This is a genomic window from Legionella sp. 39-23, assembly GCF_001897665.1.
Classification (GTDB): Bacteria; Pseudomonadota; Gammaproteobacteria; order Legionellales; family Legionellaceae; genus Legionella; species Legionella steelei.
The window spans coordinates 214046-228509 of sequence record NZ_MKTO01000006.1 but is presented as its reverse complement, the minus strand read 5'-3'; the positions used below and the strand labels follow the sequence as shown (position 1 = coordinate 228509).

The following is a 14464-nucleotide window of genomic DNA, read 5'->3' as shown; positions in this document are numbered from 1 at the left end:
ATATGCCATTGTAAAGTGTCAACTATGTCCCCGAACATATGTCAGGGATGTCCCCGGTCTATACACTCCTAAGCCGAGCATGTAACAACGCCAAAATATTTTCTTTCTAATAACACCAGGGATGGTGGATATTTTGAATGCTGGGCTTAACAGCCCAGCCTACACTTACTTATTTGAATTCATTCCCTACTGGAAATGAGCCGTTTTCAGCGTTTCGATAATCAGGGAAAGAACAATGCATGTGGGCAATCTTCCAGACCCCCTCCTCTTTTTCAATCATTAAGGTTCCGCGTAAATGTTCAAATAGATGTTCTTTGCCTTCGATGGTAACACGTGCATTACATACTGCCGCAGCCCATAAGGCATTATCGGCTGTGGGGACAAAACGAACCACTTCTATTTTGCCTTGCTCGGATTGACTCCAATCTCTTTTAAACTGTTCTTCTATTTCCTTTAAACCGACTCGATATTCATCGAGCGCGGAGCCCCAAACGTTTGTATTTTGCGTAAAAAGGCTAAGCAACAGCGGTAAGTTGCGCTGCGCGTATCCCTCACAAAATTGTTGAAAGATCTGTTCTGCTGGTTTTCTTTTGGGCATGATCATCAAGCGTTCTCCTGAATAAATGAAATTTTTGACAGAGTATAGAACGCGAAAAAATTTTTCTGTCCGTTACGAACACGGACAAGGGTAATGAAACGCTATAATGCTGAGCATAGATACAGCATTCGCTCCATTTCCAATTTGGAGGAAAAACCTGTGCGTTGTTTCATCCGTAGCAAATAGGTATCTACCGTTCGTGGCGAAAGCTCAAGAAGACGGGCGATTTGTTTGTGCGTTGCTCCTTGTAGCACTAATCTAAGGCAGGTTAATTCTTGCACGGTGAGGTAGGTAGCTCCGTTTCTGCCAAGAACAGGAATTCTACCTTGAGCAAGACAAATCTCTTTGTAATTCACATCACGGTACGCTTCGGGCAAAGCGATAGGATTTTTATTCAGCACTTGAATTAAATCTTTATTCCGCAGATCAAAATCAAAAATAAATTGTTCAATTGCTTTGAGCTTATTGAGATAAAAGGAACCCGGATTTTCATGTTCATAGGGTAAGGCAACCGCAATCATATCGTAATAATTTTTACTACGCCGGACTAAGGTGAGCCCATTGTGTAAATTAAATTTTTCCCGAGCAATTTGTACTGGTGTACTGGGCAATTCTTCATCCCAAAGAAACCAGTATGAATGGGAGTTTTCATGCTCGTTTTCAAATGATGAGAACACCACAGGTTCACTTTCAAGGTGCTGGAAGTATTCAAACAGACCTGTATTGTTGGTCAGACAATTAATTGAACCATCTGCAAAACAGCGTAAATATTGAAAATAATTAAATCCAAAGGCATTCAATAAATTTTTACTTGCGTCATGGGTTTTATTTTTTAATAAAAAAATAGGATGATTTAAGTCAATTTTTAATGCCATTTAAATAATACAACCTGGATTAGATAAACAAGCTGGATGCTATTTTGACAGTAATTTTATTATTGATCAATTTGAATTGCGTTGTTTCATTTCTCTGGATTTGATATAAAGCTTAAAAGAGCATATGGATTTTTTAAGTTCAGGATAAAGGAGATTATCATGTTGAAGAATAATCCGGCTAAACCAGATACCGCAGAGAAACCAGCAAGAAGACTTGTCGAGGCAAGCCTAAAGCGTCAGTTATCAGTGTCCTATGTTGGCCCAAGGGGGCTTACCTCTGATGATCCCGATTCTTATCAAGGGCAAGAACGCATTGCCTATCAAGACGCATTAATAAGCCAACGTCCCAGGACTGGTTATGCAGATGGCATTTTGGCAAGAAGAGAAGAACAAAAGGCACGTTTTTTTTCTCAGGAAAAAGAAAAGGAACACGTCGAACACGCCTCCGCACCGACTCCACCATAGTATCCCCATATTAATAAGTACATAAAGCGCACGGGATTACCCAAAAGTGATCCCGTGTTTGAGCATGGATTCATTTAATTACTAGAAATAAATTCTAAAAACAATGAGTTAAAAAAATATATAGGCTGATTATTTTTTTGTTATTAAGGTCTATATTAGATAGGTATGAACCCATAATTTAATTAAAATTATTTGCATTGCATGGGAGTTTGTTATGTCTGTTGCTTCAATAAGAAAAGTTTATAATGTGTACGCCTCATTTTACGATTTTTTATTTGGTTCTATTTTTAGCCCTGGTCGTTCTTTATGTACTGATGTAGTCAACAAATACGCAAAACAACAGGCTACAATACTTGAAATTGGTATTGGCACTGGTTTGTCTTTACCGCTTTATCGCGCTGATTTGCGGATTACTGGAATTGATATTTCTGAGAAAATGCTGGAAAAAGCAGAGGAGCAGGTGGTAAAAAATAAGTTGGAAGAACGAGTGCAGTTAAAGATCATGGATGCGGCCCATTTAGAGTTTCCTGATAACAGTTTTGATTTTATTGTCGCCATGTATGTGGCTTCTGTAGTCCCTGATGTAGATGCTTTTCTGCAAGAGCTAACCCGCGTTGCTAAGCCCACGGCAGAAATAATATTTGTAAATCATTTTGCCTCAGAACATAAAGTAATTCGCTTTTTTGAGAAAATATTTGCTCGTGTTAATGAGCTCGTAGGCTTTAAATCCGATTTTTCAGTACATTCTCTTCTCAATTACAAGTCATTAAAATTGTTGGACTCTCGGAAAACCAATCTGTTTGGTTACTGGAAGTTATTGCGCTGTCAAATTCAGAAAGGAAATGAAACTGGAACATTGCAAGAGAGTTAGGCAACGCTCCTAAAGTTAATGTAGTCTGGGTGAAGGCGAAAGCCCTAACCCGGTTTTGCTGCACCCAGGCTACAATTTGAGCATGAACGATTAGTTTTTATCTGTTTATTTCTGAGTGGAGAAATGCGCGCAGTACTTTGGTCATTCGCCCTTGATGACGCTCGGTGGCATACCAGCCTGGGCATTGGGTTAGGCGATAAAAACTTAAGCAATATTTAATTGGACTTATGCGTTTTGCTAAGGTGAATGCCTGCAATAGGCGCTCCTGGGGTTCAAAAGCATGCCAGTGCTGCAAATAAGTATCACGTAATATGCTGTAGGTTTCATTTTGTTCGTTGATTTGCTGCTGACGCATTATCCCCAGCAAAAAGGAAATTAGAGAAAAAAACGGATGGGAAATGACGCTTTCCCCCCAATCAATAATCGTAAGATGCTGTACTTGATGTAGTATATTATTTTCGTGAAAATCACTGTGTTCAATTGTTTCAGGAATAGCGTATTGGCTCAGTTGCTGACAAAGCGCCACCAATCTTGGATGCAAAGCGCTGAGTTGGTGCAATTCATTTGTCGTTAAACCATCATTTTTTAAAAACGCAGATTCATCCAACAACTTTAAATATAAATCAGGTAAATTTAGCAAACGCCAATCAGGAACTCCAAGTGCTAGCAGGGAATCAGTCTGGCTAATAAGACCTGTTTGGATTGTCACATAAGATTTAAGTGCCTCTCTTGCCAATTCAATTTGGAAATTGATTGCCAAACTTTCTCTAAGTGGTGTTCCCCGATCGCTCATCAAAAAACAATACAAATCTGGATTAGTGCCCACTACTTCAGGTACTAAGGCCGGGAAGAAACTGCGGAGATATAATAATAAATTAGGCTCAATGGCAAATGGTGCGGGTATTTGTTTCAAATAAAAAAAACCTTTAGTCGTAGTAATTTGATACACCTTGGCCCAGGACGTGTTGTGTATGGGTTTAAATGGCTCTTGTATGGAGTAACCTTGTTGATTCAGGTAGTTTTGCGCCCAAAAAAGCGCCGGGTTATTTTCTGCATTCATAGAGAATAGTCTCATCATTTTTACCTGGGGATGCGCTCCTATCAAATGCTTTTAGTAAGCGAACTTCTTTAAAACCGGTTTCATGCAACAAATCCAGTAATAGAGATGGGTCATCATAAAGGCGGATTTTATATTCCTCGATTTCAGTCTTTATGAGTTGATTGGCGGCAACCAGCTCATATTTGCCAATTGAATAACAAACGGATTCTTCAAGCATCGCCAACTGACTGAGCAAAATGGTTTGTCCATCGGCGCGCTGCCAACGTGAACCACGCCAAATACCTAGTTCTTTAGGAACGGCATGTATGGTTTCTGTCTCAAATACAAAGAAACCATTTTCGCTTAAATGGTCATAAATTACTTTTAAGGCCTGTTTGACAACAGTCAAATCAATAATGAGGCCAAACGAACCACTGGGAATAAAGATTAAGCTATATTGTTTGGCTTGCTGGAGTTTTTCCAGATATCCATGCCAGATATTAGGATTTAAGTGTTGTTCTTGGGCTTTGGCATATAAGGCATCCAGCATCGATTGACTCGCATCAAACCCCTCGATAGCAAATCCTGCACATAGCATGGGTAAGAGAAAACGCCCGCTCCCACACATAGGCTCCAAAATAGGACCATCTGCCTCTTGTGCATAGCTTAGATAGAAATCCCACGCATCTTGCGGTGGCAGGGGTTTACTCAAGTCATAAACTTGGGTGCATAAACTTAAATAAGTATCCAATGATTTATTGAGCATAGAAAAACCTTTGTTAGTTAGCCGCCATTATCCTGCTTTTTTATTTCTTTGACGCAATCATGCCAACGTATTCTTTGCCATTTGTTTTATATGCATCGGGTATATTCTCGTAACAAAAATAGTAGATATCATCAATAGAAAACCCTGCTTGCTCAGTAATGGCGCGCATGCTCTTTATATCAAAAAAATGGGCAAATTCAGGTAACTGATCACCCCAGCCATCCTTAGCGAAATTCCTGCAGTTGATCTCTCCAGGCCATTGCTCCTCGTTTTTGACACGTTCTAAATAAAATTTAGCTAGTTCTTGCCAATTAAACAAACCAAAATAGGGTGTCATATTTACGACATATAATTTTCCACATGGAACCAACCAGTTAAAACATTTTTTCAAACCTAATCGAGTAAAGGTTTTTCCGCTGTTTTCGCATGATGGCCTTTGAAGCAGGAGAATTTTCAACGGTCATAATTCCCATTTTATTTTTAGTTTTGATCATGCCCTTGACCCATGTTTCAGGCCACGTATTAGGTACTTCAGAAGCTTCAATCAGAATAATTTTTCTCCAGCGATTTCGTTTGCCAAAATTTAGCTGTTTTAATCCCATGACATGACAACCCTTGCTATAATAACCGAGCAAGATTTTAACGCAATCTTACTATGCTGATGTTCCTGCGCCTATTTCTTTATTTTTACTTGATACTCTATGAGCTAGAGCATGCATAAATACATGTTATCCACTGTTTTTCTGCCTTTTTGTTGATATGCTAGATAATGAACGCTCAATACCAATAAGTTTTGTACTTTGATGAGAAATAACAAATGACCGCCGCCCGCTTACAGCTTCGCTTCATGAGCCCAGATGACATCGACTTGATGGTTAAGCAATTTGCCGTGCACAATTGGCCAAAACCCAGAAGTATTTTTATCCATTATCTGCAAGAGCAGGAACGACGCGAGCGTCTGGTGTGGGTGGCGTTTTATGAGCATGATTTTGCAGGGTATATTACCTTGAAATGGGATTCACTTTACCCCTCCTTCAAACAACAGAGCATTCCAGAAATTATGGATTTGAATGTCCTGCCACCTTATCGCAATAAGGGAATTGCCTCTGCACTTCTTGATTTGGCGGAGGCAGAAGGATTTAAACATTATCCCATACTTGGAATCGGTGTTGGTTTGTATACAGATTATGGACAGGCGCAAAGGCTCTATGTACAACGGGGTTATATTCCTGATGGCTTGGGAATTTCTTATGCTTATAAAACTGTCAAGCCAGGAGCCATGGTTTGCCTGGATGATGATTTGATTTTGTGGTTTACAAAACGTTCTGCTTAAGTGAGGAGAGTGTTGTGTCGCAAAAGACATTGATTTTTTTACCTGGAGTTTTATCCGATCAGCGCGTATGGTCTTATCAAACACATCATTTACAGGATCTTGTGCAGTGTCAAAGTATCCCCTTAGTTGGCGGCGATACTACTGAGGCGTTACTTCAAGAGATTTTAAACCGTGTTGACGGTGATTTTTTCTTGGCAGGGCATTCAATGGGGGGATGGTTGGCATTAGAGCTTGCCAGAAGAGTTCCCGAGCGGATCTTAAAATTATGCTTATTGAATACTTCGGCACAATCTGACTCTCAAGAAAAGCATCAAAAAAGAATGGCGATGCTGCAGATGGTTGAGCAAGGAAATTTTCAAGAGGTCGCTAGAACACTAGCAGATTTTTATGTTGTTGATGAGCTCGTCAAAAAGGAAGTCTACTCCATGTTCTTAAGTGTTGGCCAACAAGCCTTTATTGCCCAACAAAAGATCCTGTTAGCGCGAGAAGAATGCCGCTCTTTCCTTCCTTCTTTGACTATGCCTACGTTAGTGATTCATGCACGCCAAGATAAAAATTTTTCTTTGGCGGTTCATGAGGAACTACGCGATCGCATTCCTCATGCTAAATTAGCGATAATTGAGGACTCAGGACACATGTCACCTATGGAGTCCCCACAGGCAGTAACTACTTTACTACGCTTTTGGCTTGATTATTTTTGATGAAATTAATCTTCATAGTCATTCAAGTCAAACGCCTCTTGTAGGTTCTCCAATTGCTCCTCCACAACCGTTAATTTTTCAAAACTTGCGATGTGGAACAAAGCCTGCCCCGAATGCACTAGCGGCAACATATTTTCGCCAATAATAATGCCAGAAATCGGTGATTTTAATTTGTATTCTTCTGTGCTGGTTGGATTGGCGATAATTGCAATCGTTTGTCCTTTAGTGACTCGATCCCCTGATTTTTTAATGTGTCTTAAAATACCGCTTATGGGGGCTCTAATCCAATAACTGTTTCTGGATACAGTGGGGGTGCATTTTTTCACTCGATATCTTCCGGGTTGCAGCATTCCTAATGCCCCCATGACACTCAAAATCCCATTAATGCCAGTTCTTATGGATAGTTCATCAAAGCGCAAAGACTCCCCTCCCTCATAGACCAAAATGGGGATGCCTTGTTCATTGGCGTATTCGCGCATCGAACCATCTCTAAAGGTCGAATGCAAGATGACAGGAACATTAAATGCTTCGGCCAAATCGCCAACACCTGGCATATCTAGATTTGCGCGAATTTGAGGTAAATTAAAACGATGATTCGAGCCGGTATGCAGGTCAATCACATGGGTTGATTGGGATAAAATTTGTTTACTGATGATTTCTGCGAGTATGGATGCAAGAGAGCCATTGGAGCTCCCGGGAAACGAGCGATTTAAGTCCCTTCTATCCATGAGGTAGCGTTCCTGGTATAAGAAACCATATACATTAACAATAGGAATCGCAATCACATTCCCTTTGATACGCTTTAATCCCTTCTTTTTCAAGAAGCGCCTGATGATCTCAACACCGTTAATTTCGTCGCCATGGATTGCTGCAGTGATGCATAAGGAAGGTCCTTCCTCCAAACCGCTAATTACATGAATCGGTAGGCTGATTGGCGTCCAGTTATACAATTTGGGCATAGGTAATAAAATTGTTTTCCGTTCCCCTGGCTTGATTTTTACCTCACCAATAATTATGGGTGCTCTGCTGCTCATTGTTATTACTTCCTTAAAAAGGTTATATAACAAGTGTAGCTTGAATGTAGGCGTTCGGCTAAATACATCGACTATCGACAAAAATGCATCAACTATCCAATGTTTCTTTGGGCAGCGAATTTTATGAATTCGCGTGCTGGAAGCGGTTTAGAAAATAAGTAACCTTGTATATAATCTACCTTTTTTTCTTTTAAATAATCATATTGAGCTTGTGTTTCAACACCTTCCGCGACAATCTGTAAATTCATGCCCTGCGCCATTTCAATAATATGATCTGCCACATTACTCGTTACCGAATGCATACCCAAACTGTCAATAAAGCTCTTATCAATTTTTAGAAGATCTAGGGGAACGTTGTGTAAATAGGATAAATTGGAAAAGCCAGTACCAAAATCATCAACGACTACAACATAGCCTAATGTTCGCGCTTGAATAAAAATTTTTTTCACTTCTTCCATTTTTAAAAATGTTCGCTCAGTAAGCTCTATCCATATTTGTTGTTTTGTTATTTTGCTTTTCGCAATCTTTGATTCTAATAGTTCAAGAACCCATCCATTATGTATGTCCTCAGCCGAGGCATTAATTGAAATGTGCGCTTCTTTATTTTGAATAAGAAATTGCTCCATTTCCTCAAATACCAGATCAATTACGCGTTTGGTTATAGACGAGATAATTCCTATCTCCTCGGCATAAGGAATGAATAGCTCGGGTTTTACCAGCGGCCCATTAGGACGTTGCCATCTAATTAATGCTTCTGCGCCACAACATGTACCTGATGCGGTATGGATAATAGGCTGATAGTGTATAAAGAACTCTTTATTATTTAATGCTTCATGTAAATCATTTTTAAAAGCAAGCGTTTTTTTGAGTAATAGATCACCAGTCCCACAATAAAAAAAGCAGTGATGAGGCCAAATGGCAGAAGAATCAATTGCAATTCTTCATAATGTTGATTAACAAACGATTCGGGCTCTGAGGAGATGAAGTAAAATGGCCCGTATTGACTAATAAAAACCATTTGTTCATCGAGAATAAATACCTGATTTTTTTTGAGGCGTTCCGCTGGTTTTAAACGCTCTTTCCCATCGGCCTGATAATAATACTGGCTTAAATTATCGTTTTTGACTTTATCCATTATGATTCGCAGTAAAGACGGCCGAATTTCATTTTGTTGTGTAATTATTTTGCCATTATAGGCAATAGCCAGCCAGACTCCATCCGGTATAATAATGTCAGCAAGACGTCGCACATCAACAAAAACATCATAATTACCGTTTCTTCGTACAGGAATAAAAGAACGTGAGTGAGCTGAAGTTTGTGCTGGCATTCCTACTTCTAAGCCATCCGGCAGGATAAAATCCATTTTAGATCTAGGGGTTTTAGTGACAGAGGACCCACAGCTGGTGCAATATTCAACACCATGTTCAAAATAAGAAATTTTTTTTGAGCCCGCGGTGGATGTGGACACTTTCTGCATCCACTGGATATGCTGTGGTGAGCAAATCGGCAAAATATCCTTATTGTTTTCGAGTAAAGAAAGCGCTTGCCGGGCCTTATTCATAGTATGTTTTGCCCGTGTCAGCATGCGCGCAGTATATTCATATAAGACGTTGCTTTCTTCTTGAAATGCTAAGGACCATGCAAAAAAAAGTGCACCTGCCATAGGCAGGATTGCGCCAATGATTGCAAGACAGATTGCCGTACTAATTATTTTTATTCGACGCATCCCTTTATCTCAAAATAGATTATTTAACTTCCTTAGCCGGTACATGTAATAAAAATAGGTTTTTCCCTAAACATACCTTAGCCGAAGAAAGGTGCGCGAGCAAACTGTGAACCAGGACATCTCCGGCAACAAGCGAGAACGGCGCAGAATAATCTGCGCAAATTGGAGAGTAATTTTAGTTCATTTTATGGTGCGGGAGCAGTTGAGTTTGTATCTCCAAGTTTCATGCCACTAAGGCATTTATTAAATATGTCATGGTTGTCACGCGCGCCTGTATTAATTATGGGAAACACAATATGGTCAAAGAAGTGGGCGCGTTTTTCAATTTCCTCTCCATATATCTGTGCCACAAGTAAGGGATCATTTTTAAATGCGCCACAACCCCAAGCACCTAAAATCACATGGGATTTTCCCGCAATGATTAATGTATCTAATTGGGCTGCGATACGTCTTCGCAAATCAGCGGTGTATTGTGCCTTAGCTTGTGTCGTCAAAGCCCGTGGTTCACTAGATAATTCTGGGGCAGCTGATCTTAATTCATAAAATGGGAAAATCTCTGATGGGCGCAGAAAAGCATAACTCAATGCACTGTCTGCAACCGATCTATCTGCCCTGAAATCTTCAAAACCAGAGGTGACCATTGCTACTTCTGGTCCTCTGAAGCATACTCTGGGATCTCGATCAAATAATACTTTATATCCTGTATAGTCTGTTTCTTCTCGATGTTTTTTTAAGGCTTCACGTTCTTCGGCAGTCATTTTGAGCCTGGCTTCTAACAATTTCCTTGCCGTATTACTGTATCGAAAAGTCATAGTTTCTCTGTCGAGAAAAACCATTTTCTCCATTAATGAACGCGCACAGGTACTGCGATGCCATATATTTTCCTCTTGGGCACTTCCGCCCTCTAAAGAGGCTCCTCCTGGGTATACTGAATTGGCCATATTAAGTACAGAATAAGTTATGCCATGCTTCTTGGTTGCCTCAAGTGTGGCAACCCCCCAATCTTTATGAACTACCTCAACTGCTTTAGGGGTTGTTACTTTTTCCTTTGCCCATTGGCTTAAATTAAATTGTGCCTGTTTCTGTAGCTCTTTGTGTTTCTCAGAATCAGTGATATGTTGTAATGTTTTTTCCATGCTTTTATGTCGCCATCTTTCCCCAGAAAGGGATCCTTTTACAAAGCCGGGTTTATGTGCCGCATGTACTTCTTTAATTTGCGCAAAAGTTTTGGGGATACGTCTAAAAAGCGTTCTTGATAACATATTACTATCCTTATTTCTGGTACTCATTCTTTGTTTGGGCGCGGTTATTTGCTTAAAAGTTTAAAATGAGTATTATTTTTACTAAGGGCTCATTTTTTAATTATAGAATACAGTTGCTCATTGGCATCATAAAATTTGTTATATCGGTGTTTTTAGACAAAGATTAGAAAACCAGATAAGTCTTTAAGCGTTCCTTTTGTCATCAAAGACTTCTTTTTTAATGATGAATTGCCTGAGATAAAATTTCAAACGACTTAAGGATCTGCTCTGGCGTATGAATAGCGGTTATAAAAAAGCGTAAGCGCGCTGAATTTTCAGGAACTGCAGGATAAATGATTGGCTTAACATTGACTCCACGCTCAAAACATTGCCTTGATGTATTGATGCATTTCTGTGAGTCCCCCAAAATAATGGGTAAAATGGGTGTATTTTCATTTAATCCTATATCAAAACCATAGTGTTGTGCGGTCTTTCTTGCTAATTGGCTTAATTCCTTTAACTGGTTAATTCGTTCAGGCTCTCTTGACATGATTCTTATCGATGATAAAGCGGCTGCCGTGTTTGCGGGAGGTAGCCCTACTGAAAATACAAACCCTGGACAGGTATATTTTAAGTATTCAATTAGCTCCTTTTTACCGGCAATATAGCCACCACAACTTGCAAAAGATTTGCTTAAAGTCCCCATCCATATTTCTACATCCATGGGATTAATGCCGTAGTGTTCACTAATACCCCGACCATTTTTTCCAAGCACCCCCATGGAATGCGCTTCATCTACCATCAGCCAGGCGGCATGACGATTTTTGACCTTAATAAACTGCTTTAGATTAGCTATATCGCCATCCATGCTGTAAATGCCCTCAATAATAATTAATACTCGTTTATAAAAGCCTCTATCCTTAGTTAAAATATCATCAATAGCCTGCCAATCATTATGAGGGAAAGTCATGCGGGTTGCTTTAGAATAAACTGCACCTAATACAAGACTGTTATGAGCAAGTTCATCATGTAAAATTAAATCCTCGGGTCCATAGAGATGGGCGATGGTCATAACGTTTGTCGCATGGCCACTTGTAAAAACTATGGCATCCTCAACCCCTAATAACCTTGCTAATTCATCCTCTAGCTCTTGATGAATTATTTTTTGCCCAGAGACGAGCCGACTTGCAGAAACAGACGTGCCGTATGTTCTGATTGCATCACAGCTTGAGGATATAACCTCTGGATGAGATGCCAAGCCCAAGTAATTATAGGATGTAAAATTAATGTATTCTTTCCCATTAATGAGGCATGTGTTTTCGGATGTTCCTTGTTGTGCATCAAAAAAAATGTTAGCACCTAACTTTGATTGCATGTTTTTCAGGTGTAAATAAGGCGGATAGGTTTTAAATTCGGTATCATGCGCTTCAGTTTTTTCTGTTTTATTTTGCTGCTTTTGTGAATGCTCCTGCAGCTTGTTTAAATCAGGTTTTGCTTGTTGCTCATCAATGCACTCTAATAGGTAGCCAGCAAGTTCTTTAATATTTTCGAAGTTAACAATTAATTCACTGTCCATTTTAATCTGTAAACCATCTTCAATATTGGCAATGAAATGTTGGATATGCAAAGAATCAAAGCCAAAATTTATTAATGGAGAGCTTATATCAATATTCTCCTTAGGCTGGCTTAGAATATTTGCTATATTGTTTTGTAAATAATTTTCAATTTCGCCAATAGTGAACGGATCGTTACTCATCATAATTCCCACTTCCAGATTGCCATACATAAAATGCGCTGAGTTCATTGTCAGCCACCAATTTTTTAATAATGTTTCTTCTTAATTTGCCACTCGTGGTTTTAGGAATTTTTTTTGGTGGTAACAACGCAATGAAATGAGGACTTAAACCAAAACTTGCACTAATATGCGCTTTTATTTTATTTACAATATCTTCAAGTTCCGGGGTCGGGAAAAGATGCTGAACTTCGGCAACAATGGCTAGTTGCTCTGAATCAGTGGTATTTATTGAAAATGCGGCGATACAGCCTGTTTTTAAACGAGAGTCTAAAGAGCCAAGAAGTATTTCAATGTCATAAGGGTAGTGATTTTTCCCATTGATGATAATGAGCTCTTTTATTCTCCCGGTGATGTATAAATGCTCTTGATATAAAAACCCCAAATCTCCAGTTCGCAGATATTTTTTTGCATCTGTGTTTTCTAAATCTGCATGAAATGTTTCTTGAGTTATCTCATCGTTTTCCCAGTAGCCTGAGGTAACACTTGGCCCATGCAACCAGATTTCTCCGATTTCGCCTTCAGCACAAATTCTAAAAGGTGCTTTAGAGACAATGATTATAGGAACCATCGGCTTACCACATCCAACCAGAACGGTATGTGTATTATTTTCAACATCAGCCGCCAGCACTATTTTATCCTGTTGTAAGGACTGCATGTCCACATTTAAGAGTTGTGGATGGGCATGCTCATTTTTGTTTCCACTAACAAATACGGTGGATTCAGCCAAACCATAAATTGGATAAAAAGATTTTTTTTGGAATCCGTATTTACTAAATTTATTATAGAAACTATTTAAAGTTTTATGATGAATATATTCGGCGCCATTGTAGGCGACTCTCCATGAACCTAATTGCAAATTAGGTTCGTCTAATTGTTCATCGATTCGTTTTGCACACAGCTCATACGAGAAATTTGGGCCTCCACTGATATTTGCTTCAAAATCAGAAATTGCTTTTAACCATAAATAGGGGTGTCTGAGGAACGCAATGGGAGACATCATAAAAATGCTGAATTCTGCATATACAGGGAATAATAAATTACCGATTAGCCCCATGTCATGATAGGGCGGCAACCAAGAAACCATCCGTTCATTGCTGGTTTTACCTATAGTTTCATAGACTAAGCTCATATTATCTAACAGATTTTCATGACGTACGATGACGCCTTTAGGCATGGCTGTTGAACCTGATGTATATTGCAAATAACACATGTCAGAGCCTTTAAGGACTATAGGTTTATATAAGCTTGCCATATCAATTGTGGCTTTATTGATATCTAGCCAACGAAAGTGTTGAAAATCCCATTCCATTAAATGGTTCACTTTTGCTGAAAATTTACTTACAAATTTTTGAATTAGGGGGAGAGAAGCAAGATTTTTTATGAGCCCTAGTTTTTTAATTTTTTGGATGATTTCCGCATTTGAAAGAATAATCGCTGGTTTCGAGTTATTAATAATTGCTTGTAACTTTTCAACGGTACTTTTATCAAATGGAGGATAAGCAGGTACTGCCAATACCCCCGAAAATAAGCAAGCCCAAAATGTAACTATATAATCAATGCCTGGCGAAAAAATTAACAACACCCGGTCTCCAGGTTTCACGTATTGTTGAATTAATGCGGCGGTGGCGTGAATTTTTTGCTGTAGCATGCTGTAGGTAAGTAACTCACTGTTTGCAAACAATCCTGTTGAGGAGAAGTAATACAATGGAGCTGAAGGGGTTGCAAGACAACGTTCAGTAAACAGCTCAACCATACTTTCGATTTTTTTCCTTGAGTTCATTTGAATGGCCAAATAGTTCCAAATACAAATTAGTAGTATCTAATTTTTCTCGTATTTTATGAGTGTAGTAGCTTTTTAAAAATGCTCAAGAAATATACAGTTATTTTTTAGGCTTTTTGCCATTGTTTATGGGATGGTTGATTTGTATCGATTCATTTTGATTGAATTTTGAGACATTGTTGTTTATATTTATAAGACCATCTGTTCATTCATAGTGGCTTTAATAAGTCCGTTGTTTGA

At 39.1% G+C, this 14464-nt stretch carries 16 protein-coding genes; 4 read left to right on the top strand and 12 right to left on the bottom strand.

All coding sequences use genetic code 11. From position 1 onward, the window contains the following. Positions 1–169: 169 nt before the first annotated feature. Positions 170–598, bottom strand: a complete 429-nt coding sequence (locus BGO44_RS03665; protein ID WP_273198025.1) for a nuclear transport factor 2 family protein — start codon at positions 596–598, stop codon at positions 170–172. A 101-nt stretch (positions 599–699) separates the two neighbouring features. Beyond that, positions 700–1473, bottom strand: a complete 774-nt coding sequence (locus tag BGO44_RS03660) for a helix-turn-helix domain-containing protein (RefSeq protein ID WP_058511356.1) — start codon at positions 1471–1473, stop codon at positions 700–702. A 159-nt stretch (positions 1474–1632) separates the two neighbouring features. On the opposite strand from BGO44_RS03660, the gene BGO44_RS03655 reads away from it, so the two are divergent. After that, positions 1633–1938, top strand: coding sequence for a hypothetical protein (locus BGO44_RS03655; protein WP_083503964.1), 306 nt, complete (start codon positions 1633–1635; stop codon positions 1936–1938). A 214-nt stretch (positions 1939–2152) separates the two neighbouring features. After that, entirely contained in the window at positions 2153–2809 is a 657-nt protein-coding gene (gene pmtA / locus BGO44_RS03650) for a phospholipid N-methyltransferase PmtA (RefSeq protein WP_058511355.1), read from the top strand. Between the two features lie 97 nt (positions 2810–2906). On the opposite strand, the gene BGO44_RS03645 is transcribed toward pmtA, so the two are convergent. From BGO44_RS03645 to BGO44_RS03630, 4 genes are read right to left on the bottom strand one after another with little or no spacing between them, the layout of a single operon-like run. After that, positions 2907–3869 (bottom strand): aminoglycoside phosphotransferase family protein, encoded by a 963-nt coding sequence (locus BGO44_RS03645; RefSeq protein ID WP_058511354.1) that lies wholly within the window; start codon positions 3867–3869, stop codon positions 2907–2909. Then, positions 3853–4614 carry a class I SAM-dependent methyltransferase gene (locus BGO44_RS03640; protein WP_058511353.1) on the bottom strand — a complete coding sequence of 254 codons (762 nt, stop codon included), beginning with the start codon at positions 4612–4614 and terminating at the stop codon, positions 3853–3855. Before BGO44_RS03640 ends, BGO44_RS03645 begins: the two co-directional genes overlap by 17 nt. 40 nt (positions 4615–4654) lie before the next feature. Further along, a complete protein-coding gene (locus tag BGO44_RS03635; RefSeq protein ID WP_058511352.1) occupies positions 4655–4951 on the bottom strand; it encodes a hypothetical protein in 297 nt (98 codons plus the stop codon). Positions 4952–4988: 37 nt separating this feature from the next. Beyond that, positions 4989–5216, bottom strand: coding sequence for a hypothetical protein (locus BGO44_RS03630; RefSeq protein ID WP_058511351.1), 228 nt, complete (start codon positions 5214–5216; stop codon positions 4989–4991). 215 nt (positions 5217–5431) lie between these two features. Between BGO44_RS03630 and BGO44_RS03625 the strand changes: the two genes are divergently transcribed. Next, entirely contained in the window at positions 5432–5947 is a 516-nt protein-coding gene (locus BGO44_RS03625) for a GNAT family N-acetyltransferase (RefSeq protein ID WP_058511350.1), read from the top strand. Between the two features lie 14 nt (positions 5948–5961). After that, positions 5962–6648 carry an alpha/beta fold hydrolase gene (locus BGO44_RS03620; protein WP_058511349.1) on the top strand — a complete coding sequence of 229 codons (687 nt, stop codon included), beginning with the start codon at positions 5962–5964 and terminating at the stop codon, positions 6646–6648. A gap of 5 nt (positions 6649–6653) precedes the next feature. Here the strand turns inward: BGO44_RS03620 and BGO44_RS03615 are convergent, their stop codons facing one another. The 6 genes from BGO44_RS03615 to BGO44_RS03590 form a co-directional block, all read right to left on the bottom strand. Beyond that, positions 6654–7682, bottom strand: coding sequence for a succinylglutamate desuccinylase/aspartoacylase family protein (locus BGO44_RS03615; protein ID WP_058511348.1), 1029 nt, complete (start codon positions 7680–7682; stop codon positions 6654–6656). Positions 7683–7774: 92 nt separating this feature from the next. Beyond that, a complete protein-coding gene (locus tag BGO44_RS03610) occupies positions 7775–8470 on the bottom strand; it encodes an EAL domain-containing protein (protein WP_273198179.1) in 696 nt (231 codons plus the stop codon). A 35-nt stretch (positions 8471–8505) separates the two neighbouring features. Then, a complete protein-coding gene (locus tag BGO44_RS03605) occupies positions 8506–9408 on the bottom strand; it encodes a CSS-motif domain-containing protein (RefSeq protein WP_273198028.1) in 903 nt (300 codons plus the stop codon). A 185-nt stretch (positions 9409–9593) separates the two neighbouring features. After that, the gene (locus tag BGO44_RS03600; RefSeq protein ID WP_273198029.1) at positions 9594–10670 is read right to left on the bottom strand and encodes a poly(ADP-ribose) glycohydrolase domain-containing protein; all 1077 of its coding nucleotides are present in this window, start codon (positions 10668–10670) and stop codon (positions 9594–9596) included. A 217-nt stretch (positions 10671–10887) separates the two neighbouring features. Then, a complete protein-coding gene (locus BGO44_RS03595) occupies positions 10888–12453 on the bottom strand; it encodes an aminotransferase class I/II-fold pyridoxal phosphate-dependent enzyme (RefSeq protein ID WP_237760481.1) in 1566 nt (521 codons plus the stop codon). Continuing rightward, entirely contained in the window at positions 12398–14224 is a 1827-nt protein-coding gene (locus BGO44_RS03590; RefSeq protein WP_058511732.1) for a fatty acyl-AMP ligase, read from the bottom strand. Before BGO44_RS03590 ends, BGO44_RS03595 begins: the two co-directional genes overlap by 56 nt. Positions 14225–14464 lie beyond the last annotated feature (240 nt).

Bases quoted from the DNA above. Each gene is read 5' to 3' on its own strand.
- BGO44_RS03665 (WP_273198025.1), bottom strand. From the start codon at position 598: ATGCCCAAAAGAAAACCAGCAGAACAGATCTTTCAACAATTTTGTGAG.
- BGO44_RS03660 (WP_058511356.1), bottom strand. From the start codon at position 1,473: ATGGCATTAAAAATTGACTTAAATCATCCTATTTTTTTATTAAAAAAT.
- BGO44_RS03655 (WP_083503964.1), top strand. From the start codon at position 1,633: ATGTTGAAGAATAATCCGGCTAAACCAGATACCGCAGAGAAACCAGCA.
- pmtA (WP_058511355.1), top strand. From the start codon at position 2,153: ATGTCTGTTGCTTCAATAAGAAAAGTTTATAATGTGTACGCCTCATTT.
- BGO44_RS03645 (WP_058511354.1), bottom strand. From the start codon at position 3,869: ATGAATGCAGAAAATAACCCGGCGCTTTTTTGGGCGCAAAACTACCTG.
- BGO44_RS03640 (WP_058511353.1), bottom strand. From the start codon at position 4,614: ATGCTCAATAAATCATTGGATACTTATTTAAGTTTATGCACCCAAGTT.
- BGO44_RS03635 (WP_058511352.1), bottom strand. From the start codon at position 4,951: ATGACACCCTATTTTGGTTTGTTTAATTGGCAAGAACTAGCTAAATTT.
- BGO44_RS03630 (WP_058511351.1), bottom strand. From the start codon at position 5,216: ATGGGATTAAAACAGCTAAATTTTGGCAAACGAAATCGCTGGAGAAAA.
- BGO44_RS03625 (WP_058511350.1), top strand. From the start codon at position 5,432: ATGACCGCCGCCCGCTTACAGCTTCGCTTCATGAGCCCAGATGACATC.
- BGO44_RS03615 (WP_058511348.1), bottom strand. From the start codon at position 7,682: ATGAGCAGCAGAGCACCCATAATTATTGGTGAGGTAAAAATCAAGCCA.
- BGO44_RS03605 (WP_273198028.1), bottom strand. From the start codon at position 9,408: ATGCGTCGAATAAAAATAATTAGTACGGCAATCTGTCTTGCAATCATT.
- BGO44_RS03600 (WP_273198029.1), bottom strand. From the start codon at position 10,670: ATGTTATCAAGAACGCTTTTTAGACGTATCCCCAAAACTTTTGCGCAA.
- BGO44_RS03595 (WP_237760481.1), bottom strand. From the start codon at position 12,453: ATGAACTCAGCGCATTTTATGTATGGCAATCTGGAAGTGGGAATTATG.
- BGO44_RS03590 (WP_058511732.1), bottom strand. From the start codon at position 14,224: ATGAACTCAAGGAAAAAAATCGAAAGTATGGTTGAGCTGTTTACTGAA.